23 protein-coding genes and 1 pseudogene are annotated in these 25460 nt (G+C 48.2%); 4 read left to right on the plus strand and 20 right to left on the minus strand.

Annotated elements, in window-relative coordinates:
* Positions 1 to 61: 61 nt before the first annotated feature.
* Entirely contained in the window at positions 62 to 658 is a 597-nt protein-coding gene (locus tag ACWHAR_RS16275) for a DUF1989 domain-containing protein (protein WP_011996295.1), read from the minus strand.
* Positions 659 to 781: 123 nt separating this feature from the next.
* On the opposite strand from ACWHAR_RS16275, the gene ACWHAR_RS16280 reads away from it, so the two are divergent.
* The gene (locus ACWHAR_RS16280; protein ID WP_029973917.1) at positions 782 to 2110 is read left to right on the plus strand and encodes an amino acid permease; all 1329 of its coding nucleotides are present in this window, start codon (positions 782 to 784) and stop codon (positions 2108 to 2110) included.
* A gap of 1 nt (position 2111) precedes the next feature.
* Here the strand turns inward: ACWHAR_RS16280 and ACWHAR_RS16285 are convergent, their stop codons facing one another.
* The 3 genes from ACWHAR_RS16285 to ACWHAR_RS16295 form a co-directional block, all read right to left on the minus strand.
* On the minus strand, positions 2112 to 2873 hold the full coding sequence (locus tag ACWHAR_RS16285) for a YqcI/YcgG family protein (RefSeq protein WP_032872772.1): 762 nt from the start codon (positions 2871 to 2873) through the stop codon (positions 2112 to 2114).
* A gap of 67 nt (positions 2874 to 2940) precedes the next feature.
* On the minus strand, positions 2941 to 3570 hold the full coding sequence (locus tag ACWHAR_RS16290) for a LysE family translocator (protein ID WP_007409057.1): 630 nt from the start codon (positions 3568 to 3570) through the stop codon (positions 2941 to 2943).
* 63 nt (positions 3571 to 3633) lie between these two features.
* Positions 3634 to 4095, minus strand: coding sequence for a MarR family transcriptional regulator (locus ACWHAR_RS16295; protein ID WP_032872770.1), 462 nt, complete (start codon positions 4093 to 4095; stop codon positions 3634 to 3636).
* 113 nt (positions 4096 to 4208) lie between these two features.
* Between ACWHAR_RS16295 and ACWHAR_RS16300 the strand changes: the two genes are divergently transcribed.
* Entirely contained in the window at positions 4209 to 5741 is a 1533-nt protein-coding gene (locus ACWHAR_RS16300; protein ID WP_032872768.1) for an MDR family MFS transporter, read from the plus strand.
* Between the two features lie 41 nt (positions 5742 to 5782).
* Here ACWHAR_RS16300 and ACWHAR_RS16305 read toward each other — a convergent pair whose 3' ends face one another.
* The 4 genes and pseudogenes from ACWHAR_RS16305 to ACWHAR_RS16320 all read right to left on the minus strand — a co-directional run bounded on the left by ACWHAR_RS16305 (position 5783) and on the right by ACWHAR_RS16320 (position 11228).
* A complete protein-coding gene (locus tag ACWHAR_RS16305) occupies positions 5783 to 6736 on the minus strand; it encodes an L-lactate dehydrogenase (RefSeq protein ID WP_007609256.1) in 954 nt (317 codons plus the stop codon).
* A gap of 270 nt (positions 6737 to 7006) precedes the next feature.
* Positions 7007 to 8985, minus strand: a pseudogene (amyE, locus tag ACWHAR_RS16310) (alpha-amylase).
* 229 nt (positions 8986 to 9214) lie between these two features.
* The gene (locus ACWHAR_RS16315) at positions 9215 to 9703 is read right to left on the minus strand and encodes a DUF6773 family protein (protein ID WP_015416759.1); all 489 of its coding nucleotides are present in this window, start codon (positions 9701 to 9703) and stop codon (positions 9215 to 9217) included.
* Positions 9704 to 9794: 91 nt separating this feature from the next.
* Positions 9795 to 11228, minus strand: a complete 1434-nt coding sequence (locus ACWHAR_RS16320; RefSeq protein ID WP_007609251.1) for a YfcC family protein — start codon at positions 11226 to 11228, stop codon at positions 9795 to 9797.
* A gap of 133 nt (positions 11229 to 11361) precedes the next feature.
* Between ACWHAR_RS16320 and ACWHAR_RS16325 the strand changes: the two genes are divergently transcribed.
* The gene (locus ACWHAR_RS16325) at positions 11362 to 12483 is read left to right on the plus strand and encodes a M20 peptidase aminoacylase family protein (RefSeq protein ID WP_032872766.1); all 1122 of its coding nucleotides are present in this window, start codon (positions 11362 to 11364) and stop codon (positions 12481 to 12483) included.
* A 34-nt stretch (positions 12484 to 12517) separates the two neighbouring features.
* Here ACWHAR_RS16325 and ACWHAR_RS16330 read toward each other — a convergent pair whose 3' ends face one another.
* The 10 genes from ACWHAR_RS16330 to ACWHAR_RS16375 form a co-directional block, all read right to left on the minus strand.
* Positions 12518 to 13399, minus strand: a complete 882-nt coding sequence (locus ACWHAR_RS16330; protein ID WP_032872764.1) for a glycine betaine ABC transporter substrate-binding protein — start codon at positions 13397 to 13399, stop codon at positions 12518 to 12520.
* Complete coding sequence (gene opuAB, locus ACWHAR_RS16335) at positions 13399 to 14247, minus strand: glycine/proline betaine ABC transporter permease subunit OpuAB (RefSeq protein WP_003156639.1); 849 nt, start codon at positions 14245 to 14247, stop codon at positions 13399 to 13401. The genes ACWHAR_RS16330 and opuAB overlap by 1 nt, the downstream gene beginning before the upstream one ends.
* On the minus strand, positions 14248 to 15504 hold the full coding sequence (opuAA, locus tag ACWHAR_RS16340; protein WP_015416756.1) for a glycine/proline betaine ABC transporter ATP-binding protein OpuAA: 1257 nt from the start codon (positions 15502 to 15504) through the stop codon (positions 14248 to 14250).
* A gap of 381 nt (positions 15505 to 15885) precedes the next feature.
* Positions 15886 to 17088, minus strand: coding sequence for an MFS transporter (locus ACWHAR_RS16345; protein WP_032872762.1), 1203 nt, complete (start codon positions 17086 to 17088; stop codon positions 15886 to 15888).
* 115 nt (positions 17089 to 17203) lie between these two features.
* Entirely contained in the window at positions 17204 to 18292 is a 1089-nt protein-coding gene (locus ACWHAR_RS16350; RefSeq protein WP_032872760.1) for a toxic anion resistance protein, read from the minus strand.
* Between the two features lie 6 nt (positions 18293 to 18298).
* Positions 18299 to 19921 (minus strand): YceG family protein, encoded by a 1623-nt coding sequence (locus ACWHAR_RS16355; protein ID WP_032872758.1) that lies wholly within the window; start codon positions 19919 to 19921, stop codon positions 18299 to 18301.
* Positions 19922 to 19993: 72 nt separating this feature from the next.
* On the minus strand, positions 19994 to 20767 hold the full coding sequence (locus ACWHAR_RS16360) for a TerC family protein (RefSeq protein WP_003156644.1): 774 nt from the start codon (positions 20765 to 20767) through the stop codon (positions 19994 to 19996).
* Positions 20768 to 20805: 38 nt separating this feature from the next.
* The gene (locus ACWHAR_RS16365; RefSeq protein ID WP_032872756.1) at positions 20806 to 21384 is read right to left on the minus strand and encodes a TerD family protein; all 579 of its coding nucleotides are present in this window, start codon (positions 21382 to 21384) and stop codon (positions 20806 to 20808) included.
* Between the two features lie 33 nt (positions 21385 to 21417).
* The gene (locus tag ACWHAR_RS16370) at positions 21418 to 21999 is read right to left on the minus strand and encodes a TerD family protein (RefSeq protein ID WP_003156648.1); all 582 of its coding nucleotides are present in this window, start codon (positions 21997 to 21999) and stop codon (positions 21418 to 21420) included.
* 23 nt (positions 22000 to 22022) lie between these two features.
* Positions 22023 to 22619 carry a TerD family protein gene (locus tag ACWHAR_RS16375; RefSeq protein WP_003156649.1) on the minus strand — a complete coding sequence of 199 codons (597 nt, stop codon included), beginning with the start codon at positions 22617 to 22619 and terminating at the stop codon, positions 22023 to 22025.
* A gap of 275 nt (positions 22620 to 22894) precedes the next feature.
* Here ACWHAR_RS16375 and ACWHAR_RS16380 point away from each other — a divergent pair, with 275 nt between their 5' ends.
* Complete coding sequence (locus tag ACWHAR_RS16380; RefSeq protein ID WP_032872754.1) at positions 22895 to 23890, plus strand: LLM class flavin-dependent oxidoreductase; 996 nt, start codon at positions 22895 to 22897, stop codon at positions 23888 to 23890.
* 45 nt (positions 23891 to 23935) lie between these two features.
* Here the strand turns inward: ACWHAR_RS16380 and ACWHAR_RS16385 are convergent, their stop codons facing one another.
* Positions 23936 to 24775, minus strand: coding sequence for a metal ABC transporter permease (locus tag ACWHAR_RS16385; protein WP_007409044.1), 840 nt, complete (start codon positions 24773 to 24775; stop codon positions 23936 to 23938).
* On the minus strand, positions 24733 to 25428 hold the full coding sequence (locus ACWHAR_RS16390; protein ID WP_021495283.1) for a metal ABC transporter ATP-binding protein: 696 nt from the start codon (positions 25426 to 25428) through the stop codon (positions 24733 to 24735). Before ACWHAR_RS16390 ends, ACWHAR_RS16385 begins: the two co-directional genes overlap by 43 nt.
* Positions 25429 to 25460 lie beyond the last annotated feature (32 nt).

Consider the following 25460-nt stretch of genomic DNA (forward strand, 5'->3'; position numbering starts at 1 on the left):
GTACGACTCTCTGTTAAATATAGCACAGGTGCGGATTTTAAGTGAATCAAATACACCGGGATCAGCTGATTTCCACCCGCAGCGCCGTGATGCTGTCTCCGTTGCATTTTCCTTTTTCGATCGGACAGGATGAAAACGCGACGACGAGATCCATTTCCGCACGGAGCCGTACATAATCACCCGCGTCAGAAAGAGGCGTTTCGACTGATAAGTTCCCTTTCTCATCGAGCACCGTGTTCATAAAGATGGCAAACGGGTAATGCATATGCGGCCGCGGCACCCCGAACGGTTCAAGCGCCCCGCTCATATTGTCATAACACGTATCCTGGAGTTCGTCTTTATGCTTTCCGTATAAAAGTCTGTTCATATCCGGACGGCAGGCGGGAAGCAGCAGATCGTGCTTACCGACTGTATCTTCAATCAGCGTCAGCATCGGCTTGTATAAATTTGAATAAATATGATCACCCGTTTTTACATGAATGGACTGGTTGGCATCAATCGTCGCGCCCTGATCAAGATGTTCATAAAAGTCCTTGGCATGATACGCCGTGAAGTCAGCCACCTGCTGTCCTTCCACATCGACAACTTTTATAATCTGCCCTTTGTGAACCTTCAGGCCGAGCCCTTTTTTCGGCGGTACGATAAATTGCTGTGTCATCAGACTGCTCCTTTTTTCTTCTATTATGAACTCCGTCCGTTTGTTTCATGTAAAGCAATTTATTGGATGTATATTCCCCTTCTGACGGCTGCAATCTAAGCTTTGATAAAGGGGTTGAACTTCATGGGTAAATCACAGGACCAGCCTAAAGGAAATCTCGCTTGGTGGCAGCTCTCCTTAATCGGCGTCGGCTGCACAATCGGGACGGGCTTTTTTCTCGGGTCCAGCATTGCTATTGTCAAAAGCGGATATTCCGCGCTGATCTCATTTCTTATTGCCGGGCTTGGCACCTATTTTGTCTTTGAGCAGCTCGCGAAGCTTTCGGCTAAACAGCCCGAAAAGGGGTCTTTTTGCGCTTATGCGAGAAAGGCTTTCGGCACTTGGGCCGGTTTCAGCAACGGATGGGTGTACTGGTCGTCCGAGATGCTGATCACGGGAAGCCAGCTGACAGCAATCTCGCTGTTTACGAAGCATTGGTTTCCGAATGTGCCGCTGTGGATTTTCGCCTCCATCTATGCGGTGCTCGGTCTTTTGATTATATTTACGGGGCTGTCCGTTTTTCAAAAAACGGAAAATGTGCTCGCTGTTGTCAAGACGGCGGCGATATTTATGTTTATCGTGATCGCCATATTGGCGCTGTGCGGTATATTTTCTCATAAACCGGATGTGCAGGTGCCGAACGAATCAAAGGATTTGTTCCCGCACGGAGCGATGGGGTTATGGACGGGACTGATTTATGCGTTTTACGCCTTCGGAGGAATTGAAGTCTTGGGGCTGATGACCGTACACTTGAAAAAACCGGAGGAAGCCTCAAAATCAGGCCGGCTGATGCTTGCCGTACTTGCGGTGATTTACGTCATTTCTCTCGGCCTGGCGCTGCTGTTAGTGCCGCTGGGCAAATTCACCGAGCAGGACAGCCCGTTTATTACATCGCTGAAGGGTTTTCATTTAGATATCATTCTTGATATTTTTAACGGGATTTTTATTATTGCGGGATTTTCCACGCTCGTCGCCTCGCTGTTTGCCGTGACGACATTGCTTTGTACAATGGCCGATGACGGGGATGCGCCGAAATGCTTCAGATTAAAGGAAAACAAAAAAATCTGCTGGCCTGCGCTCGGATTGACGTTTGCCGGACTCATCGTCTCCATCATCCTGTCATTGGTGCTGCCGAAAAATATATATGAACACATGACAACCGCAGCGGGCCTCATGCTTCTTTATACGTGGCTGTTCATTTTGTTCTCGGGCAAGAAACTGCTCGAAACGACAAAGATGGGAACCGCACAGATTGTTATCGCCCTTGTGCTGATTGTCGCGGCCGTCTCCGGGACGCTGTTTGAGAAATCGAGCCGGCCCGGTTTTCTGGTCAGCCTTTGTTTTCTCGCCGTCATTGCGATCGTGACATGGATCGTACAAAAAAAGCAGGGACACAGCCCTGCCGGATCATAGCTTATTTCGTCGGTTTAAATAGTCTTTTCAAATAAGAAAAGGGACACTTTGACACTTGCGTCTCATCATCACGGAGGAAATATTGCTTCCATTCTAAATTGTCTTTTCCTCCGTACCACCCCAATCGGGGATGAAGAGGGGCTTCATCATACGCCTCTAAGCGTTTTCTGATCAGCCGGCTCATGTTTCGTCCGAACGCGGTTGAATCATTTAATCCTTCGAAAATCCATCTCGGCTGAAACGCCAGCATAAAAAACGGGAAGCTTCTGCTTTGTCGCGCTTCATGCGCAGGCGTCGCGCACAGAATAAAATACGGCTCGCCGTCAAAGCAGAACTCCCATTTATAATGTTCAGGGTCTTCCGGCATATCTTCCGGCCAGTCATTCGGGTCGCAGCCGCTCAGCCGGTTTAAAAAAGACCAGAACAGCTCTTCATACGCCTCAATTGAATAATGCTCAGCTAAATCCTCAGGCGTATCAAAAATCACAAGCAGCGACGCGTATCTTCCGGTATTCCTTGAGATCTTTCCGTACTCGGACAGCAGCATCCCCACTTCCTCCGGGGTTCCGTCTTCGCGGGGATCACCCGCAAAGGATATCCGGAGCTGATCTGTCAAAAATCCCTGACGTCCGGGAATGCACGGAAACGTATCCGCTTTATCGCCTACTTTTTCTGATAGAAGCTCAAAAGCGATTCTCTGCCAATTTGGCAGATCCAATAACTTTTCCTCAAGGCAACTTTTTGTGTACAGCCCGCTTGCCATCGGCCCACCTCCAGTATCGTCATGATACGTTATGACGGAGATAGGCGATGGGTGACTCTTCTTCTATTTATGAGATGAGCATTTGAATCCCCTGCCATCCGAAATAAAACCCGAAAACGATCAAAGACACACCCGCCGCTCCCGTCAGCCAGCGGAGCGCTTTTTCATGAAGGAGATTTCTGAAAGTGCTCGCGGCGACCGCCATGCAGAAATCCCAGATCAAAATGCCGAGAAGAATGCCGGAGCTGTAAATCAAAAGCTGATTTGCATCGAAGGATTCAGCGGTTTTGGCGAGAATGCTCCCGTATATGCCGAGCCAGAATAAAATGCTCAGCGGATTGGAAAGAGAAATAAAAAATCCCGCGCCGAATGTTTTGTAAAAAGCCGGTTTTCCTTTTCCGCTTCTGACATTCATGGCTTCCCTGATATTTTTTAACGTTTCGACTCCCGTATAGGTCAGCACGAAAAAACCGAAGAGCCACAAAAACGTTTTTACAAAAGGAGCGGTCAAAAATTGAGACAGCCCGAAATAGATCAGAATCATATACAGCCCGTCCGCGGCCATGGCGCCAAGACCGAAAATCCATGCATGCCAAAAGCCGTTTTTGATGCCTTTGTCAATTTGCGCTGCATTGACCGGTCCGACAGGTGCTGACAATGACAGCCCGAGAACGATGTAGCTTAAAAAGATGTTCATTGGCTTCCCCCTCATTCATGCAACTTGTACAAGTTATTCATGAATGGGCCGTGCTATGATACATTATTTTAATTTCTCAAGCTCGTCTTCCATCATGTCCGTCGCTTTTCCTAAAAAATCGAATATCAGCTGCAGTTCTTCTTCTTTATATTGTCGGCAAAGGCTGATCGTGGACTGGGATAAGGAGCTGAACAATTGCTTCACATTCGCTTTTCCGGCTGTCAGCGGCACGATGATCACCCGACGTTTGTCTTCGGGGTCTTTTTTCCTCATGACATATCCCGCTTTTTCGAGCCGGTCAATGAGCGCCGTTACCGAACCTGTGCTGAGGCCGGTTTTTTTCCCCAGCTCGCCTGCGGTCATCGGGCCTGCTTCATTTAAGATATCAGCTGATTTTAAATCGGTCGGAAACAGACCGAGAGATTGAGCGGCCGCCTGATGAAACAGGATCGTCCTTGTGGCCATCTTCCGGAATAACTGTATCGCGGTTTCCTCCGTCTCGCTTCTGGTATTTCTTGTTGACAACTGACAGGCCTCCCTATAAAATCAATTTATCTTGACGATCAAGATAATTTTCGGCAAATCTAATATGATCATAGCAAATTTAATGATCAAAAGTAAGTATGGGAGGAAAAAGCATGGAACAAACAGACGCGAAGGACGCCTCGACGAAGTTTGTCGTCATCGGTCTTTTGCTGGGCATTTTAATGTCGGCTATGGATAATACAATCGTTGCCACTGCGATGGGAAATATCGTGGCGGACCTCGGAAGTTTCGATAAGTTCGCGTGGGTGACGGCATCATACATGGTAGCCGTTATGGCCGGTATGCCGATTTACGGAAAACTGTCCGATATGTACGGACGCAAACGTTTCTTTTTATTCGGTCTTATTCTTTTCTTAATCGGATCTGCATTATGCGGAATCGCCCAAACAATGGATCAGCTCATTATTTACCGCGTCATTCAGGGAATCGGCGGAGGCGCGCTGATGCCGATCGCCTTCACGATCATTTTTGATTTATTTCCGCCGGAAAAACGCGGAAAAATGTCGGGCATGTTCGGTGCCGTTTTCGGCCTGTCCAGCGTTCTCGGACCGCTTTTAGGCGCGCTCATTACCGACTCCATCAGCTGGCACTGGGTGTTTTACATCAACGTGCCGATCGGTATTTTATCATTGTTTTTCATTCTTCGTTATTATAAAGAATCCCTTGAACACAGGAAACAGAAAATCGACTGGGCCGGCGCGATTACGCTGGTGGTTTCCATTGTCGGTCTGATGTTCGCTCTTGAGCTCGGCGGAAAAACGTATGATTGGAACTCCGTGCAGATCATCGGTCTGTTCGCTGTGTTCGCCGTGTTCTTTATCGCCTTTTTTATTGTGGAAAGAAAAGCGGAAGAACCGATTATCTCATTTTGGATGTTTAAAAACCGTTTATTTGCTACAGCACAGATTCTGGCGTTCCTTTACGGAGCCACGTTCGTCATTTTAGCGGTGTTTATCCCGATCTTCGTTCAGGCTGTGTACGGAAGCACCGCTACAAGCGCGGGCTTTATTTTGACGCCGATGATGATCGGTTCTGTTATCGGAAGTATGATCGGCGGAATTTTCCAGACGAAAGTGCGGTTCCGCAGTTTAATGCTGATTTCCGTGGTCGCTTTCTTTATCGGAATGCTGCTGCTTTCCAATATGACACCGGATACGGCGCGTACGATGCTGACGGTATTCATGCTGATCTCAGGATTCGGCGTCGGCTTCAACTTCTCACTGCTGCCGGCCGCGTCCATGAACGATCTGGAGCCGCGTTATCGCGGAAGCGCCAACTCAACAAACTCGTTTTTGAGATCATTCGGTATGACGCTCGGTGTGACGATTTTCGGCACCATCCAGACGAATGTGTTTACCAATAAGCTCACAGATTCATTCAGCGGCATGAAAGGAGCGGGCGGCGCGATGCAGAACATAGGAAATCCGCAGGACATTTTCCAGGCCGGCACGCGCGCTCATATTCCGCCGCACATTCTGGATCGCATTATTGACGCCATGTCGCAAAGCATCACATATGTATTTACGCTTGCGCTAGCGCCGATCGTCATTGCCGCCGTTACCATTTTGTTTATGGGAAAAGCGAGAGTGAAAACCTCTCAGGAAATGGCGAAAAAAGCGAATTAAAAAAAGCAGTACATGGCGTTTGTCATGTACTGCTTTTTTATTTACCCAGCGAAATGCGGAGCGAGAATATCTTTCAGCACGTTTGCGCTGCGGCTGAATTGAGCCTGTTCTGTTTCATTCAGCTCAAGTTCCGTCACACCTGCGATGCCGTTCCGATTGACGACGGCCGGAACGCCGATAAAGACGTCGTTTACACCGTATTGGCCGTCCAGATATGTGCTGACGGTTAAAATGCTGTTTTCATTACGCAAAATCGCTTTTGTGATGCGGGCGAGGCTCATCGCCACTCCGTAATATGTCGCGCCTTTTTTCTCGATAATATGGTAGGCCGCGTTTTTCACATCGTCAACGATCTGATCCAGCTCGTCCTGTTTGTAAGCTGCATTTTTCTCCAGCAATTGCTGCACCGGCACTCCGCCGATATTGGCGTGACTCCATACAGGAAGCTCGGTATCGCCGTGCTCGCCGATAATGTGGGCGTGTACGTTTTGCGGAGCGGCTCCGAAGTATTCGCTCAGCATATAACGGAATCGCGCAGAATCCAGTGTCGTGCCGCTGCCGATGACGCGTTCTTTCGGCAGCCCGCTGAATGTCCATGTCGCATAAGTGAGAATGTCGACCGGGTTTGTGGCAACGAGGAAGATGCCGTCAAATCCGCTTGCCATTACTTCACCGACAATGCTTTTAAAAATGGCGAGATTTTTTTCGACCAGCTCAAGTCTCGTTTCGCCCGGTTTTTGATTGGCCCCTGCACAGATGCACACGATATCGGCATCCTTGCAATCCTCATATGTGCCGTAAGACGTTTTGACCGGATGAGGCGCAAATGCCTTTCCGTGATTTAAATCCATGACATCTCCCATGGCTTTTTCTCTATTTACATCAATGATCACAAGCTCATCTGTGATCCCTTGATTAATTAACGCAAATGCATAACTGCTTCCAACAAAACCTGCTCCGATTAATGCTACTTTGTTCACTCGTTCGTTCATCATGTATGCTCATCCTCCAGTGTTTCGTGGTGTCTGTTTTTATCTTGTGAAGTATTTCACATTTATATTGTGCAATACTTCACAAACTTTTGCAAGAGAAAAGTTTGATTTTTGGACAAAAAAATATCGGTGATGGTTTCCAGATTGTTGACAACATCCTAAAACGGAACCGTTTTAGGATGTTGTCATCTTTTCAGCGTGAATGAAGACGCGCTGTCCCTTTCTCAGAAGCGGGGGTTTGCCGGCACGCTGATGTGATGATGGCCCTATCCATTAATGCGGAAGATAACCATTCAAACCGGAGTTGTTATACAAACCATTCTGCACATAATCAAAGCCGGGCTGGTTCTGGCCGGGCACTTGGGCGCTGCCATTGTTAAAAATCACTTTGGCGTTGGCCGTATCCGCATTCTCAGGCAGCGTCAGCGTGTACATTCCATCTGCATTCTTGGTCATGGCTTTCCCCGGCCACGATCCGGTTAATTCTATGGCCCTGCCTCCATCATGTTTATAGATATAAGCATTTACCTGGCCCCAATGATCCGGATTTTGATAGCCAATGATGTTGGTTTGGGCCGGGTCTTTTTTGACAAACGTGTATTCTTGGGTTCTCGCTGCACCCTCGCCGTTCGTTCCGGTTAATTTGATGTTGTATGTCGTGCCGATTGGATCTTCTTTCCCGATCGTTAATCGGTCTCCATCCTTAAATGCTGTCTCTTGACCATTATTGATTTGGTAAACGGCTTTTGTTGTTTTCGCATTTGTACGCAGGGTGACCGTCAGCTGATCATTGAAAGAATGGACTGCCCCCGTTTGGTAATCTCAAGGAAGACATGAGGCGCATTTCCAATGTCGTCAGGATAAAGAACAGCCGCGGATCTGGCATTGATCGTACCTGTCAGTTTGCCGTTCGCTACTTGAAATGAACCGGCGCCGGCCCTATTATCATACCTGCCGTCAGGTAATTTCGTTGAAGTATTGACGGTGACAGAAGACGATCCTGCATTTGCCAGCACAACGCCTTTTGAGCCGCGCTGATTCATAAATATTTGATTGTTCCCATTCGGATTCGAGAGTTCCTCGGGCTGCCCGGCCATTTCATTGTGAAATTGATTGACCGCAGTGATCGCCTGATCTTTAAATAAGGCGCTCCCGCGATCTCCTATTTGACTTTTTCCGGGAAATCTCACACCATTTCCTCCGCCCTCAGGTCTGGAAAAGAAAAGAGGCGTGCTTCCTGAGCGGGAACCAATCACTGCCCAGCCTAAACGAATATCGTCATCACTCATCCATGTGGACTCTTCATCATCATTGGCATACGTATCATGTGATTCCACCCATGTGACTAACTTGTCCGCAGACACGTCAGATGCATAATGGGAGATATTCGACACACTCAGATTACGATTCTTTAAAGCGGATCTGATGGAATGCCCGTAGTTAGAAGCCGTCACATTCATATAATTCGCATAAGCAGTATCTCTGGATGCGCTGTCTTGCAGGATTTCTCCGTATTGGAACTCCGCCGATGTATTTGTGATATTCGGCCAAAATTGGCTGCCGTAATTCCCATCATCCGGAAGCTCTATATGCTTGGCGGCATCATAGCGGAACCCGTCTGCTCCGTCATTCAATGCTCTTTCCAAGAAACCTTTCAGGTAGGCTTGCACCTCAGTATTCTGAGTATTCCAATCATACAGCCCAAGCAATGCATTTTGAGTGATGTCCCATCGGTCCGACCAATTTTTAATTTGTGTGTTTCCATGGGTCCAGTTTGGAATACGCTTAATCTCGTCAGAAATCGCGCCATAATCGCTGGTGGTATGATTGATAACCGCATCAACAATGACTTTTACGCCATATTTTTCCGCGGCTGCACACATGTCCTTAAATTCTTGTTCAGTGCCTAAGTAACGGTTTCCGATTTGGTACGATGTCGGCTGATACAGCCAGTACCAGTTCCTCATGCTTTTATCTCCTTGGTTCCCTTCCTTTACTTGGTTAATCGGAGACGTCTGAATGGCTGCATAGCCCGCATCACGAATCTCTTTCATATTTTGTGTTAACGTATTGAATGACCAATTCCAAGCATGAAGGATGGTCCCGTTTTTGACCGATGACGCGGCCATCTCATTCGATTTGTTTGCAGTTTCAGCGTTTGCAGCCGCCGGGCCTGACAAAACCAAATGAAACAGCAATAAAAATCCGGCGAATAACGGCAGTAAAGAGGTTTTGAATCGTTTTTCAAACATTTTTGACACTCCTTATTTCATTTTTGAAGACTGACTGCGGAGTCAAAAATTCCTCTTACTCTTTCTTCAGCTCCTTTCAACTGTTGTGAAGACTGGAGAATTCTGTTAACGCTTACATTTCAACTTATCACACTCTCTCTATCAAAGCAACGTGACAGAGTGAATTCAAATCTATATTCCTATCAATTAAAAAGACTTCCCGCTTTCAAACAAAAAAAGAAACCACCTGTCAAGATGATTTCTTTTTTATTTCTTTTATCGCTCTTCTGTAAGACAGCTTCACAATGACATACCGAAGCAGAAACAGAATGCCTCCGCAGACGATAAAAAGAAAGATCATTTTCAGCCAAGCAAAGAATGTATGGGGAAACCCCCTGTCGTACATCGTAATCGCCGCTACCGCAAAAGTGACCGCAATTGAATCTATCCGCTGCTGCTTCACCCGCTTTTGCAGTTCTTCTTTGGTGTCTATTCTCGGCATGAGCATTCCCGACGCTCCCGCCCTGATACAATAATAAACAATTATAATGAAGAAAACCGCCAAGCTACCGGCCCATTCCCTAAACGGACAGTTCAGAACAAGTCCGCGTACGATGATGTCAAGCAAAGACAGTGTGCCCACAAGCATTCCGACTTCTGACCAAATCATTCGTTCTTTCTCTTTCACACTCTCACTCTTTCCATTCACGTTTGAAAGTCTGTTCCGACGCTGATTCATGACTTCCTCCCGTACTATTAAGAATGGCTTACAACTCCCATTATATCTTGCCGATTCATAATGATAAACCGAAATATCATTGACAAAAATGTTAATAAGGACCCCAATTGATCAGGACGCCTATGCATATAAACACAAGGCCGATGACAAACCAAATCAGCGCCAGCGGAATCATGAAGCGAAGCCACTTTACGTACGGAATGCCGCTGGCAGCCAGTACGGCCATCAGCACGCCGGAAGTCGGATTGACACAGTTTACGACGCCTTCCCCAAGCATAACCGCTTCAACCGCGACCTGTCTCGTGATACCCATCAGATCGGCAAGCGGCGCCAAGATCGGAATAAATACGACCGCCTCCCCTGAGCCTGATGAAATCAGAAAATGAAGCAGGGCGCTGGAAATATACATTCCGATGGCGCCTGCCATCGGGCTGAAACCGTGCAGCAGTGACGCAAGTCCATTGACTACCGTATCAAGCAGCTTTCCATGTTCCAGGATAACGGAAATGCTTCTCGCCATTCCGACGATCAGCGCGCCGTAAACGAGGCCCTGACAGCCTGTAATAAACGTTTTTGCGATATCATTTGCCGCCATTCCCGCAATCAGGCCGGACACGATTGAGATAAAAATGAACACGGCGGCCATCTCTGAATCAGACCAGCCAAGAGTAAGCGCGCCGTATAAAAAGCCTGCAAGCGACAAAGCCGCGACAGCCAGAATCAATTTATGGCGGACGGTAAACGGGACATGCTTGTCCTCCGGCTCAGAAACCTGCGGGAGTGAACCTGCCGCCGGAAACCAATCGTTCCCCAGCAGACTGGCGTCCTTTGCTTTTCTGAGTTTTCTCGTATACCGATAAATATATAAAATAGATGATAACAGAAAACAAATGTAGACGGCAATCCGCAGGCCGATACCGGAAAACAGCGGCAGCTCCGCGATGCTTTGTGATAACCCGAGCGGTGAAGGTGATAAAATCGTAGCGTTAAACCCGGCATAGCAGCCGATATAAATGACGGCCGCTCCGGCCACGGCGTCCCATTTCAGCGAGCGGGCGACGATCAGGCCGATCGGAATAAAACCGATCACGGAATTAACGACGATGCCGGTTGTGCCGAGGATCGAAAACAGAGATCCGACAATCGCAATAAACAGCAGCTGTTTTGTGCGGAACGTACTGATGACATTACTGATCAATCCATTGATGGCGCCCGTTTTCTCCAAAATCGCAATGGTGCCGCCCGTAAACAGGATTAAAAAAATGATCGGCGCGGAACTTGTCATCCCTTCCTGAATCGCGGTGAAAAAAGCGATCGGGCTGACAGGAGACTGGTCTAAAGAATGATAGCTTCCCGGGACGGCGGACGTCACACTGCCCTTTGTCACCCTGTCAAATTCTCCCGCGGGAACGATGTACGACGCTATCGCGCATAGTAAAGCGACAATGAACAGCAGCACATAAGCATCAGGCATCACAAACAATTTCTTCTTTTTCAATACAGGTTCGGCCTTCGGCACAGCCATACCATCACCATCCCGCTTTAAATTTATAAACTATTCAGAAAATACAGATATGTGCTATATTATATACAGACCGATTGCCTGTTTTCAATATCAAAAATAAAAAACAGACAGCTTTTGAAGGAGGACTTACGGCATGAACAGACTCACAGCGCATGAAAAGCAAGTCATTATGGATATTTTTGACCACCTGCACGCCAATCCCGAAGTAAGCTGGAAAGAATATCAAACAACTGAATATCTGACTGAAAAACTGAAAGAGGCCGGCTGCCGGACCCGCACGTTTGATGATTGTACCGGGGTTGTCGGCGAAATCGGAGAAGGCTCGCCCGTTGTGGCTGTCCGGGCGGATATTGACGCGCTGTGGCAGGAAGTGGACGGTGCCTTTCAGGCGAACCATTCATGCGGACATGATTCACATATGACGATGGCGCTCGGCACGATGATGCTTTTAAAGAGTCAGCCGAAACTTCCGAAGGGCACCATCCGCTTTATTTTTCAGCCGGCGGAAGAAAAAGGCGGCGGAGCGCTGAAAATGATTGAAAAAGGCGTACTGGATGATGTTGACTTCTTATACGGCGTGCACGTGCGCCCCGTACAGGAAACGGCAAACGGCCGATGCGCACCGTCCATTCTGCATGGCTCAAGCCAGCATATAGAAGGACTGATTATCGGAGAAGAAGCCCACGGCGCGAGACCGCATCTCGGCCTTAACAGTATCGAAATCGCCGCTCTTCTCGTCCAAAAACTCAGCTTCATTCATCTTGATCCCGGCATCCCGCATTCCGTGAAGATGACAAAGCTTCAGGCAGGCGGAGAGAGTTCCAATATCATTCCGGGAAAAGCATCGTTCAGCCTTGATCTCCGCGCACAAACCAATGCCGCCATGGAGAAATTAACCGCCGAAACCGAAAGAGCCTGTGAAGCGGCGGCTGCCGCATTCGGCGCAAAAATCGAACTGCAAAAAGAACACAGCCTCCCGGCAGCCGAGCGAAACAAGGAGGCGGAAGCCATCATGGCATCTGCGATCAGCAGCATTCTCGGAGAAGAACATCTGGATGAACCTCTTGTGACAACCGGTGGAGAGGATTTTCATTTTTACGGGTTAAAGGTGCCGAACTTGAAAACGACGATGCTCGGCCTAGGATGCGGTCTGGAGCCGGGACTTCACCATCCCCAAATGACATTTGACCGAAGCGCCATCTTTACTGGAGTTGAGATATTAACGGCCGCCGTCCTCAAATCGTTTGAAGCATAAAAAAAGCAGCCCGTTACAGGGCTGCTTTTCTTCATTATTTCTTCAGATCTTCAATTGAATTGACGTTTTTCATATACTGAGGAACGACCAGACCCATCTTGACGCCTGTCAGACTCGTTCCTACATCTTCATATTTGCCTTTATATTTAGACGCATATGCCTTATGGGTATTCGGAAGCCAAGCAGACAATGACGCATCCGCGCTGCCTGTCGCAATCGCAGTCCACATCGGTCCTGCCTCCACTTGCGTCAGCTTCACGTCATAACCGAGGTCTTGAAATACTTTTCCGATTACATTCGTACTTGCGATTTCACTGTCCCATGCCACATAAGCCAGGTTGATTTTATCCCCTTTAACTTTATGGGCGCCTTTTGTCCATTGAGCCACTTGATCTTTGTGTTTTTTCACATATTCAGCTGCGGCTTTGGCCGGATTTTCGCCTTCCTCAACGGCAATCATGACTTCTCCCATATCGTCCTGCGTCCATTTAAACTGGCTGAGAACTTTGGCCGCGTTAGGCTGTTCCTTACTGAAGCCGGTTCTAGTAATCGTATGAATCTGCTCGGCAGTTCCATACGTTTTTTTCGGATCATCAAGGAACTTCAGCTTGTATCTGGAGAACATCCAGTGCGGCGTCCAGCCCGTTACGATGATCGGCTTTTTCCGGTCATATGATTTCTTCAATGTCGCCGTCATGGCAGCACTTGATGCCGTGACGACATTCCAGTCTTTCAATCCGTAATCCTTCACGGCCTCATCCGTCAGGGCCATGATCCCCGATCCCGGATCAATACCGATAATGGTTTTGTTCACCTGGTCCGCAGCCGTTGCCTTACCATCAGTCTGCGAACCGCAGGCAGCCAAAGAAAGAGCCAGCGCAGCGGTAACGCCGACACCGATGATTTTCTTAAGCATCAGGCATTCCCCCTGCTCTTCTTCTTCACTTTAATGTTTTGCGTGATACGGTCGAGTGTAATCGCTACGATAACGATCGCGATACCCGCTTCCACTCCGACACCGGTTTTCAACTGTGTCACGGCGCTGTATACTTCAGAACCGAGGCCCGGCGCACCGACCATGGCCGCGATAACGACCATTGACAAAGCAAGCATGATGCTTTGGTTAATACCGGCAAGAATTGTTTTTGTGGCAAGCGGAAGCTGGACCTTGAACAGACGCTGAGACGTCGTTGAACCGAATGCTTCCGTCGCTTCAATCAGATCAGCGGGAACCTGTTTAATACCGAGAACCGTCATGCGGATCGTCGGAGGCATCGCGAAAATAACAGATGCCACGACGCCTGGCACAACCCCGATATTAAAGAAGAAAATTGCAGGCAGCAGATATACGAAAGCCGGCATGGTCTGCATTAAATCCAGAATCGGTGTGACAATGCGGCGGACCGTTTCTTTCTGAGACGCCCATATGCCGATCGGAACCCCGATAATAATGGAAATCAAAACAGAGGTGACGACAAGCGCCAACGTTTGCAGCATCGGCGACCAATAGCCCAAATAATCAATAACAAGGAATCCGATTAACGTAAAGAGTGCAATTCCTCTCGTACTGATCCACCAAGCGAGAGCTGCAAAAATAACAGTCAATAAAATAGACGGGATGAAACCCAAACCGCTCACAATCGCGTTTACGAAAGCGGCCAAACCGTTTGAGATTCCGTCAAAGAAACCTCCGAACGTCATGGTAAGCCAGTCAACAAACCGGTCAACGATATCTGCTAACGGAATTCTAGGCAATCTGTCCATTTACTTCACCCCCTGAACAGAAGAATCCTGAGCTTGTTCAGCAGAATCTTCAACATTTATATAATCGTTATTTCCTGAAAGCGCGCCGATTAATGCGCCTTTTACGACAATGCCTTTCATGCGGTCCTTATCGTCCGTGACGGCGATCGGAATATTCGCATCAGACACGACATCGAAAATTTCCGTCAAGTACGTGCTTTCGTTTACAGTCGTAAATTCAGTATTTAGAATATCCTGAAGCGATAAGTCGGATTCCACCGCTTTTTTCGCATCCGCCGCGTGAATGACGCCGAGAAGCTGTTTCTGTTTATCAACGGCGTAAATAGAAGAAATACCGAGATTCTTCATGAGCTGCAGCGCTACACGAGGCCCTTTGTCAATCCGCACGGTTTCAGCGCGCTTCATGATGTGACCCGCTGTCAGAACTTTGGATAAATCAACGTCCTCAACGAATTTCTCAACGTATTCATTGGACGGGCTCATCAGAATTTCTTCAGGCGTCCCGATCTGAACGATGTTACCGTCTTTCATCAGCACGATTCTGTCGCCGATGCGCAATGCTTCATCAAGATCATGTGTGATGAAGATGATCGTCTTGCCGACAGAGTCATGAAGGTCTAAAAGCTCATCCTGCATGTCTTTGCGGATCAGCGGATCAAGCGCACTGAAAGCTTCATCCATCAGAAGAATGTCAGGATCATTCGTCAATGCGCGGGCAAGTCCGACACGCTGCTGCATTCCTCCGCTGAGCTGATCAGGGAATTGGTGTTCAAAGCCTTCAAGACCGACAAGTTTAAGCGAATCAAGCGCTTTTTGCTCACGCTCTTTTTTGTCGACGCCTTGGAGCTCCAAACCGTATTCCGTATTTTCAAGAATCGTTCTGTGCGGAAACAGCGCAAATTTCTGAAAGACCATGCTGATTTTTTTCCGGCGCACTTCCCGGAGCTGGTCTTTTGACATATTTGTTATCATGTCACCATCAATATAAATATTCCCGGCAGTCGGTTCAATAAGCCGGTTTAACAGCCGAACTAAAGTTGATTTACCGCTCCCCGATAGACCCATGATGACAAATATCTCCCCATCATATACATCAAAGTTTGCTTGATTGACACCAACGGTTGATCCGGTCGCTTTCAGGATCTCTTTTTTGTTTTTTCCGCTGGACAGCATCTGAATGGCTTTTTTTGTCTGTTTTCCGAAAACCTTAGATACATTTTCGACTTTTATCTTAATTGGTTTCTCATCCAAATTCATATTTTCCCTCCATAATAAGCAATCTTTAATACCGTAACACGTTTGTAATAAGTCAAACAAACATCATAATCCCTTTTTATTTTGTATCATCACTTTAAAAACATCCCTGTGTCTTATTTTCCTCTGGTATGCTTCTAAATACTCTCTAATCCTCCTTATTGAGGATAAATTATAAAGGAAATCGGGCTTTTATCAGGCTTGAGAACGTTTCCATCGAATGTGCTGCAAACTGATTTCCTATCCTTTTTTTACAAATAAAAGAATTTTTTTGCGACATTGTCCCGGAAAAAGAAGTTTTCGCCTCCTGAAAATAAGGAATATTAAGGAAAAATATAGGTCTGTCAACAGACAGCTCACTAAAAAAGCACCCCAAAAGGGTGCTCATTGCGCAAGCTCTGTCTGTTTCGTTTCTTTTCCGAGAATTAGAATGGTGATGACGGCAATCAGGATGGCCGCACAAAAGACGGCGAAAATCACTGTAAACGAAACGTTCCGGGCTGCAAGCGATCCGACGAGAAGCGGACCGAAAATGCCGCCGATTCTGCCGACGGCCGCCGTTGTGCCGGAACCGGTCGCACGGATCGCCGCAGGATACTGCTCCGGTGTATAGGCGTAAAGCACGCCCCATGCGCCGAGATTGAAGAAGGACAGCAGCATGCCCGCTGTGAGCAGCATGGCCAATGAATCCGCGGCACCGAAGAAATAAGCGCTGCCCGCCGTTCCGAGCAAATAGATGACTAAGATGGTCTTCCGCCCCGCTTTTTCGATCAGCCACGCCGCAGAGAAATATCCGGGAAGCTGGGCAAGTGTCATCAGAAGGACGTATTCGAAGCTCTCAATCATGCTGTAGCCTTTCATCAGCATCACGCTCGGCAGCCATAAAAACATGCCGTAATATGAAAAGACGACGCAGAACCAAACGACAGACAGCAGCACCGTCGGCCGAATATACGGTTTCGTCCAGACACTTCCCGCCTGCCCGCGTATGCTTTTTTTCTGCGGCAATGCCTGATGCGCCGGTGATTCCGGAAGGCTTTTCCGCAAGTACAGCGCATAAAACGCGGCCAGCGCCGTTAAGAGCAGCGCGGCCTGCCAGCCGAATGACGGTATGACAAAGTAGGAAATCACCGCCGCAAGAAGCCAGCCCGCGGCCCAAAAGCTCTCAAGCAGCACGATGATCCGTCCCCGCTTTTCAGGAGGGGACGCTTCTGACACGAGCGTTGAGGCGACAGGCAGTTCCCCGCCAAGCCCCATTCCGATCAGAAAACGCAATATGAGAAAAACCGTCAATCCCGTTGCGAAAGCGGATATGCCGCTTCCGACAGAAAAGAATAACAGCGTGATCATAAACACTTTTTTCCGGCCGATCCTGTCGGCCAGCATTCCGAATACAAAGGCGCCCGCTGCCATACCGATGGAATTGACGCTTCCGATCCATTTCATTTGATCGGGCGTTAAATTCCAATCAGTGTGAAGCGCGGCGATAATAAACGACAAAATTCCGACATCCATCGCGTCAAACAGCCAGCCCATTCCGGCAATCGCCAGAAGTTTTCGCGGAGTGACGGCAGGTTGTTTGTTCATAAGCAGCACCTCAAATCGAAAATGATTACCGTATAAGTTTACACCTGTCTTTACACATTGTCATTATCTTTTTTCGCAAAAAAACCCCGCTTGCCGTAAGCAAGCGGGGTTTGTGTTAATTCTTTAAAACTGCGTTTTTAATATTATCCTGAAGCTGTTGAATCCGTTTCGCGCCGTCTTCTCTGATACGTCTGTTCTCTTCTTCGATCTGTTCCGTTTCCTGCATACCGCTGACGATCGTGTTCCAAGACGTTTCAATCGTCTCAATGTCAATGCTCGGACGGCCTGCCATACGGGCGATCTCCACGCTTTGGTTTGAAATATTTTCAGCGTTGCGCTTCAGCATTTCATTCGTGCGGCGGTCCAGCTCGCTCATTGAATCAGCCACAAGCTTTTGCCGTTTGACTGTGACAGCCTGAATGATGCCGTTTTTGAAAATCGGAATCGTAATAACGAAAGCGGAATTGATTTTTCCGATGAGCTTCGTATTCCCGCGCTGAAGGAGGCGGATCTGAGGCGCCGTTTGCAGCGCCACCATCCGCGCCATATCTAAATCATAGACACGTTCCTCAAGCGCCTGAAGCCCGTCACGCAGTGTATCAAGCTGCATTTGCGCAAGCTGGTTTCCGCCGGCCGCTTTTTCTTCATAAGAAGGAATAAGCGCCTGCATTTCCTCAAGCTTCATCTGCCCGGCAACGACATACTTTTCAAGCTCCATGTAGTAGTTAATGTTGTTTTCATACATCTCTTCAAGCGTATGGTTCGTCTTTGCCATTTCATCTTTGTATTTTGAAATTTCAACGTGGATTTTTTCAATTTCTCCGCCCAGGGTGCGGTACTTTTGAAAAATCTTTTCAATCATGCTGTTGCCGCGTTTGAACATTTTAGCGAGAAATCCTTTTGGTTCATCGAAATCATTTTTGTCAAAACGGTCCATGATTTTTCCGAGCTGCGTCAGCATTGTGCCTGAATCCGTGACACTTGTTGTTTTCATCATATTTAAGATGCGGTCGGAGAACTTCGAGATTTCAACTGCCGGTTCTTTTCCGTACTCAAGCAGCTCCATTTGGTTTTTCACGTCAATTTGCTGCGAAATGCGCTGCACTTCAGGGTCTTGGCGCAGCTGCACCCTGATGTCATCTGCTTTTTGTTCAGAAATCTCTTCATTTTTATCAAGAACAAGCGGATTTTGATTTTCTGTCATGTTTATTTACTCTCCCTGCTTTTGCGTAATGGTTCTAAACAGCTTTCTTACGAGTGACGGCTCCTTATATTCCTGCCGAAACACCATGTCCTCCAGCCAATGGACATCAAATTGGCTTTCTTCAATATAGTGCTCAATATCTTGATGCCCCGGCGGATTATACAAGATGATATCGACGCCGAATTTATTTAAAAACAACAGAGCGGCGGCGTCCGAACGTGTGAGTTCGCCATTTTGTTCCGTATGATATAAAATGAGTTTCGGAACGGTTTGGGCGTAATCAAACGTCTGAATCAATTGCAGCAGCGAAGCGGGCAGGTTCGTCGCCTGGCGGAACAAATAGATTGCGGCATCCCTTGCCTGCTCGCCGGGCAAAGCCTTCAGCCCTGGGTTTCTGCACATGTCAGAAATCACATTGGCGATGGCGTTCTGCACGCCTGACGGGAGGTGCTTGTACTGCCAGATGTTGCTTCTTTTAAGCCTTTCCGCGTCAATTGCTCCTTCTTCGTTCAAAACCTGACTGTAGTGATACTGGTAGTTGGCTTTCAGCTCTTCCGTAAACGGAAAACTGCGGATCATGTGTGTCTCCTGATAGTCCGCGGCGGTATGGAGTCTGTTCCAATATTCTTTCGTATCTTTGGAAACCCCCATCACTTTCGCAAAAAGGTTCGGAACGGCCACCCGCTCCCTGTCCGCTTTAAATTGCGGCCGGATAAATGCCCGCTCCTTCGCAATGAGAAATAACTCATCATACGTCGTTTTTAAAGTCACGGACTGCGGGGTATGATCCCTGAACTGCCAAGGCTTATACATCATAGATTCCTCATGGTTCAGCACATGCTCAATTTCTTTCGTTGACCGGTAGGCCGTCGTGGACGTTCTGTCCGGCTTTTCTTTCGGGAATGGCTCAAGGCCGCCTGTTGCGGGGAGCTTTATCACAAAGCTGAGTTCCTCATCCGGATCAATCAAGCTGAACGGATCTTCCGCAGCCGGATGAAACAATAGGACGTCACAGCCGATCAGCATGAGATAATAGAGAAAATAGAGCTGGCTTTTGGTAGCGTCTCCATACCACACCACCTTCGGCATCTCACGCTCTATATCGGCTTGTTCGAGCCATGGATTCAGGTGGTTCAGCGAAAACTTTGACACATCCAAGAGCACACGCCGGAAATCGGGGTGATTCAGCCCGTTTTCATGCCGGTCCGCAAAGGTTTCCAAAAGCGTCATAAACGCGGTTCTCAGCCGGCGGTGCATAAGCGGATCAGCGTGTTTGGCAAGCAGCCTGCCCCCATCGAGAAACGCGACAAATCTGGAAACCGAAAGCCCTTTCTCTTTTTGATTGACCGAATGGATGTGCTGGAGCGCCTGAAACGTTTCAGGCGCGATGGTCTTATCCAGCGTTTCGCTTAACACATGGATGTTTTCATGAGAAGACAGCTCGAAAAGCTTATTGTAATACTCCGTCTCATCATAAGGAGTGCCCAAAATCCGGACGGCAAGCCGGGTAAACGCCAGCCCGTTTTCCCGCTCGTAACCGGGACGTTCCGGCAGCGGCCGCATCAGAAACGTTTCCCAGTCATCGTTTTCCGGCTCGGCCTTTCGGATCACCAATTCTTCCTGCCTCATCATCTTCCTCCTTTCTCTTCATGATTATCGGTACAAAAAAGGAAGGAAATGAACTCTCCCTCCTTTTTTGTTTTATTCTTCTTTAGATGCAGCCGTTTGCTCCTGAACCTGCTTTTGTTTGTTGAAATAGTGGATAATAAACGTTACCACAAACGCAGCGATGATGATTCCGAAGAACACAACGTGCGGCATTTCATAATCAAAGGCGCTCGCCGCCATTTTCACGGCGATAATCCCGATCAGCACGAAAGCCGTGTTTTCAAGCTCAGGGATTTTATCAATTAAAACAAGGAATACTTTTGCGACTGTACGCATCATGAGAATGCCAAGCATACCGCCGATCAAGAGCACCCACACTTTTTCCGATACCGCAAACGCGGCCAAAATGCTGTCAACAGAGAAGGCCAGATCCATTAACTCAACTGAAACGACAGTGGCCCAGAAAATTCCGAACGTACGGACCATCCATGAATTTTTCTTCATGCCTTCCGTATCGTCATCACCTTCTCCGATCCAGAAATGCTTAATGACGAGCCAAGCCAGGTACAGCGCGCCAAGCACTTTGATCCACCAGAACTTAATGAGCAGCATTCCGATCCCGATAAAGATAAAACGGAAAATATATGCCCCGAACAATCCGTATGTTAATGCTTTCTTCCGCTGTTTTTCAGGCAGATGCCTTACCATAACCGCAAGCACTAACGCATTGTCGGCCGACAGCAGCCCTTCCAGCAGAACCAAGGAACCGATCAGCCCCCATGATACAGGGTCAGTCAGCACCTCACCCCACATTTTCCAATCAAAAAAGGAAGCGTAGGTCGACATAATATGATGTAGAAAATCCAAGTTTTTTCCTCCTATTTAGTAAAACGGTAATTTCCTGCTTACACCTGCAAGCCGTAATTCCGGCAAAGTGATGCCAGACCGCCGGAAAACCCGCTGCCGATGGCGTTAAACTTCCACTCAGCCCCATGGCGGTAAAGCTCACAAACGACAACCGCCGTTTCAATCGAGAAGTCTTCCCCTAAATCGAAACGAAGCAGTTCATTCTGGCTGTTTTCATCGACGACGCGCACGAACGCGTTAGACACTTGTCCGAAATTTTGGCCGCGCGCTTCCGCATCATGAATCGTGACGGTGATGCCGATCTTTTCAATATTTGCGGGTATTTTTGAGAAGTCGACGATAATTTGTTCATCGTCTCCCTCGCCCTCGCCCGTCCGGTTGTCTCCCGTATGGATGACGCCCCCGCTTGGGTGTTCCAGGTTATTGTAGAAAACAAAATCAAGATCATTTACACAGTTGTCATGGGCATCGACAAGAAAAGCCGACGCGTCAAGGTCAAAGTCATGCCCTCCGGAGTACTTGTTCGTATCCCAGCCTAAGCCGATCACCGCTTTTGTAAGGCCGGGGTTCGTTTTTGTCAGATCAACACGCTGTCCTTTCGATAATTGAATAGCCATGTGCCGTCCTCTCCCTTCTGTGTTTGATATGGTTCAGCCGATTTGCAGGCCGTAATCTGTCGCAATACGGGCCAGTCCGCCTTGGTAGCCTGAGCCGATCGCGGAAAATTTCCATTCGCCGTTATGTCTGTAAAGCTCCCCTGCGATAATGGCTGTTTCAATTGAGAAATCTTCAGCCAGATCGTAGCGGATCAGCTCTTCATTTGTCTCTTCATTGACAATACGCACGAACGCGTTGGAAACTTGTCCGAAGTTTTGGCCGCGCGCTTCCGCTTCATGAATCGTGATGACGAATGAAATTTTGTCAATAGCCGCAGGCACCGCGCTCAGGTTGACTCTTACGCTTTCGTCATCGCCCTCGCCCTGGCCTGTCAGGTTGTCGCCTGAATGTGCGACAGAGCCGTTTCCGCCTTCAAGCTGATTATAGAAAATGAAATCATCGGGCGACGCGCATCTTCCTGCTTCATTTAGTAGAAAGACGCTGGAATCTAAATCAAAATCATGTCCGCCGTCGTATTTGTTTGTATCCCAGCCAAGGCCGACAACGACTTTAGAAAGACCCGGATTTGTTTTCGTCAAATCTACTTTTTGTCCTTTTGCCAATGAAATTGCCATGTGAGCACTCTCCTTTTTATCGTTTAGGCGTATCGGTTAACGATATCGCCGATTTTTGTATCGTTTGTGCCTTCTCCTACTGCGGCGAATTTCCACTCGCCGTCCTCGCGGTAGATTTCAGCCGCGATCAGGCTCGTTCTGCCTGAATAGTTATCTCTTAAATTGTAAGTCACCAGTTCTTCGCGATTAGCCTGATCAACGACGCGGATGAACGCGTTTTGAATCATGCCGAAGTCCTGTTTTCGTCTGACGCAGTCGTAAATATTGACGACAAACACAAGTTTATTAATCTGAGCGGGCACTTTCGCCAAATCGATGAGAATTTGTTCATCATCGCCGTCGCCTTCACCCGTCAGGTTGTCACCCGTATGTACGACACCGCCGCACCGGCTTTTCAGATTGCCGAAATAGATGACGTTTTTGCTGTCTGTCATTTTATCATTTTCAAGCATCAGTACGGAAGCGTCACAGTCGATATTGGCACCGCCTCCGCCGAACAGCTTTCCGAAAAAGCCCCCGGATGATACAGGGTCCCAGCCGAGTCCGACCAGCAGTTTTGACAGGCCGGCTTTTCCTTTTGTTAAATCAATCCGCTGTCCTTTTTGTAAAGAGATCGCCATATGATTCACTCCTATTCTGTAAGGGTGCCGCTAAGCACGCCGCAAGTGCGCATTTTTACTAAATTCCGGGACAAGAATCCCGGTGTTTATTAAGATATACGTCTTTTATTATATCAAAGTTTCATAAAACATAAGAATTTTTGGCGAAAATCGGCGAAAAATCACTTCCTATATTCTCCTTCGTTCCGGAGAGAATAGAAAAAACAAAGAAATTGACGAGGACTGAACATTTTTCCTATCCTTGTATCAATACATGTCAGGAAAGGGGCAGACGAGTGATTGATTTAAGCATACTTGATCAGGCGCCAGTATCCAAAGGAAACGGGCCGCACGAGACGCTCCGCCATTCCGCGGAGCTCGCCCGCCTCAGCGAAGGTTGGGGCTATAAGCGGTACTGGTTTGCCGAGCATCACGGCACAAGAGGGCTCGCAAGCGTTTCGCCGGAAATTATGATCGCTCATACCGCCGCAGCTACAACATCCATCCGTGTCGGATCAGGCGGCGTGCTGCTGCCGCAGTACAGCCCCTATAAAGTCGCGGAAACTTTCCGTCAGCTTGAGGCGCTGCACCCGAACCGGATTGACCTTGGGGTCGGACGCTCACCGGGCGGCACAACGAAAATCCGGCTCGCCCTCACAGACGGGGTAAAGAAAAGCATGACCGAGTTTAACAGGCAGCTTCAGGATTTATCATCCTTTCTGACAGATTCAGTTCCCTCGGACCATGCTTATGCAGGAATAAAAACAGCGCCTTTGATTGAAACAGCCCCGCAGCTTTGGGTGCTCGGCCTCGGGGAAAACAGCGCCAGACGCGCCGCTCTTCAAGGTGCTGGCTATGTCTTCGGCCATTTCATTAATCCGGAACGCGGGGAAAAAGCTTTTCAGATCTATCGGGACCATTTCCGGGCCTCCGCCCACTTTTCCGCTCCCGCCTCGCTCTGTGCCATTTTCGTCATATGCGCGGCTACGGATGAGAAAGCGGAAGAACTCGCCTTAAGCCAGGATTTATGGCTTCTTCGTGTCGGAAAAGGCGCCGACAGCCGCGTGCCGAGTGTGGAAGAAGCGAAGGCTTATCCGTATTCGCCGGAGGACCGTAAACAGATAGAAGAAAACAGGAAGCGGATGGTGATCGGCTCTCCTGCCGCAGTGAAACGCCGTCTGCTTGAACTTTCCGAGCGGTATCAGACAAAAGAGATGATGGTGCTGTGCAACGTCTTTGATTTCGAAGCAAAAAAAGAGTCATATGAGCGTCTTGCTGATATATTTCTGTAAAAAAAAAGCCGTCAAACGGAGCAGCAGATGAGACTGCTGCACCGCTTAACGGCGGTTTTTTCGTTCTTTTCCTTTTTTAAACGCATTCCAAATCCCCTGCAGCGTAAACCCGAGCAGAAGCAGAATGATTAACAGTAAAGTGATTGACGGCCCCGGAGGCGTTCCGAGCTGGTACGAAGACGTCAGCCCCATGAACACACTGAAAAGAGAAATAATAATGGCTGCCGCAAACACCCATTTAAACCCTTTGGCGATACGGATTGCAAAAGCCGCGGGCAGTACGAGGAGCGCGGAAACGAGCAGCACGCCGATAATCGGAATAATGACCGAAATCGCCAGCCCCGTCACGATGCTGAATGACATTGACAGCAGGTTTGTGTTAATGCCTGATGTCTTCGCCGTCGCCTCGTCAAAGGTAAGAAGATAGAGCGGTCTGTTTAATATAATGAAATAAAGCAGAATCAGCAGGGTAATGCCTCCGATAATATAGACCTGCTGCTGGCTGACCGTGACAAGCGATCCAAATAAATATTGATCGATGCTCATTGACGCGCCGCCTTTAGACAGGCTGATCAGAAACATCGCAAACGACAGCCCGGCCGCCATTAAGATTGCGATAGATACCTCTGAATATGTACGGTATGCCCGCCGCATGTATTCAATTCCTATCGCTCCGATCGTGACGACAACGATGCTCGCCGCCGTAATATTGGTACTGAGAAAAAAACCGATGGCCACGCCCGACAATGAAATATGAGACAGCGTATCCGCCATCAGCGCCTGTCTTCTCAGCACGAGATATACGCCTAATATCGGCGCCATAATTCCGATCATGCTTCCCGCTAGAAAAGCTCGTCGCATGAATTCCAAGTCAAACATTTCCATCCGCCTTTTTCCCCCCTCTCAAGCCGTATGACTTTATCCAGATACTGCTGTACTTCGTTTTGTTCGTGTGTCACCATGACGACGGTCCGGTTGTGGTTTTTCACCTGATGGTGCATAAATTCGTAGAAACCCTGTCTGCTTTCATAATCAACCGCGGTTGTCGGCTCATCAAGCATCAGCAGATCCGGATTGCTCGCAAGCATTCTCGCAATGCAGATTTTCTGCTTCTGTCCGCCGGATAAATCGCCGATTTTCCGATGGCGGAAATCCCACATTTCCACCATCTTCAGCGCGTTTTCCACCTCGTGGTGATCCGTTTCGTTCAATCGTTTAAACCATTTTCCTTTCGTATAACGGCCTGATTGCACAAGCTCCAGAACCGTGCTTGGGAATCCTGCGTTAAATGAAGAAATCTGCTGCGGAACATAGCCGATTGTCAGGCGTTTTCCGGCTGCGTTTTTTTTACTGATCTCGGCCGTTCCTTCCCAAGGTCTGAGCATGCCGAGCATGACTTTCATCAGCGTCGATTTTGACGCGCCGTTCGGTCCTGTAATGCCGACGAATTCGCCGCTTTTGATTTCCAGCGACACGCCGTCAAGCACCGGTGTATGCGAATAACCAAAAACGATATCTTTTAATGTAACGAGATTCATGCTGACCTTCCTTTCCCGCATAGAAATAGTGT

This window comes from Bacillus sp. LR--39, assembly GCF_053613335.1.

Coding starts and splice junctions, on each gene's coding strand:
- ACWHAR_RS16275 (WP_011996295.1), bottom strand. CDS start 658: ATGACACAGCAATTTATCGTACCGCCGAAAAAAGGGCTCGGCCTGAAG.
- ACWHAR_RS16280 (WP_029973917.1), top strand. CDS start 782: ATGGGTAAATCACAGGACCAGCCTAAAGGAAATCTCGCTTGGTGGCAG.
- ACWHAR_RS16285 (WP_032872772.1), bottom strand. CDS start 2,873: ATGGCAAGCGGGCTGTACACAAAAAGTTGCCTTGAGGAAAAGTTATTG.
- ACWHAR_RS16290 (WP_007409057.1), bottom strand. CDS start 3,570: ATGAACATCTTTTTAAGCTACATCGTTCTCGGGCTGTCATTGTCAGCA.
- ACWHAR_RS16300 (WP_032872768.1), top strand. CDS start 4,209: ATGGAACAAACAGACGCGAAGGACGCCTCGACGAAGTTTGTCGTCATC.
- ACWHAR_RS16305 (WP_007609256.1), bottom strand. CDS start 6,736: ATGATGAACGAACGAGTGAACAAAGTAGCATTAATCGGAGCAGGTTTT.
- ACWHAR_RS16315 (WP_015416759.1), bottom strand. CDS start 9,703: ATGAATCAGCGTCGGAACAGACTTTCAAACGTGAATGGAAAGAGTGAG.
- ACWHAR_RS16320 (WP_007609251.1), bottom strand. CDS start 11,228: ATGGCTGTGCCGAAGGCCGAACCTGTATTGAAAAAGAAGAAATTGTTT.
- ACWHAR_RS16325 (WP_032872766.1), top strand. CDS start 11,362: ATGAACAGACTCACAGCGCATGAAAAGCAAGTCATTATGGATATTTTT.
- ACWHAR_RS16330 (WP_032872764.1), bottom strand. CDS start 13,399: ATGCTTAAGAAAATCATCGGTGTCGGCGTTACCGCTGCGCTGGCTCTT.
- opuAB (WP_003156639.1), bottom strand. CDS start 14,247: ATGGACAGATTGCCTAGAATTCCGTTAGCAGATATCGTTGACCGGTTT.
- opuAA (WP_015416756.1), bottom strand. CDS start 15,504: ATGAATTTGGATGAGAAACCAATTAAGATAAAAGTCGAAAATGTATCT.
- ACWHAR_RS16345 (WP_032872762.1), bottom strand. CDS start 17,088: ATGAACAAACAACCTGCCGTCACTCCGCGAAAACTTCTGGCGATTGCC.
- ACWHAR_RS16350 (WP_032872760.1), bottom strand. CDS start 18,292: ATGACAGAAAATCAAAATCCGCTTGTTCTTGATAAAAATGAAGAGATT.
- ACWHAR_RS16355 (WP_032872758.1), bottom strand. CDS start 19,921: ATGAGGCAGGAAGAATTGGTGATCCGAAAGGCCGAGCCGGAAAACGAT.
- ACWHAR_RS16365 (WP_032872756.1), bottom strand. CDS start 21,384: ATGGCTATTCAATTATCGAAAGGACAGCGTGTTGATCTGACAAAAACG.
- ACWHAR_RS16370 (WP_003156648.1), bottom strand. CDS start 21,999: ATGGCAATTTCATTGGCAAAAGGACAAAAAGTAGATTTGACGAAAACA.
- ACWHAR_RS16375 (WP_003156649.1), bottom strand. CDS start 22,619: ATGGCGATCTCTTTACAAAAAGGACAGCGGATTGATTTAACAAAAGGA.
- ACWHAR_RS16385 (WP_007409044.1), bottom strand. CDS start 24,775: ATGGAAATGTTTGACTTGGAATTCATGCGACGAGCTTTTCTAGCGGGA.
- ACWHAR_RS16390 (WP_021495283.1), bottom strand. CDS start 25,428: ATGAATCTCGTTACATTAAAAGATATCGTTTTTGGTTATTCGCATACA.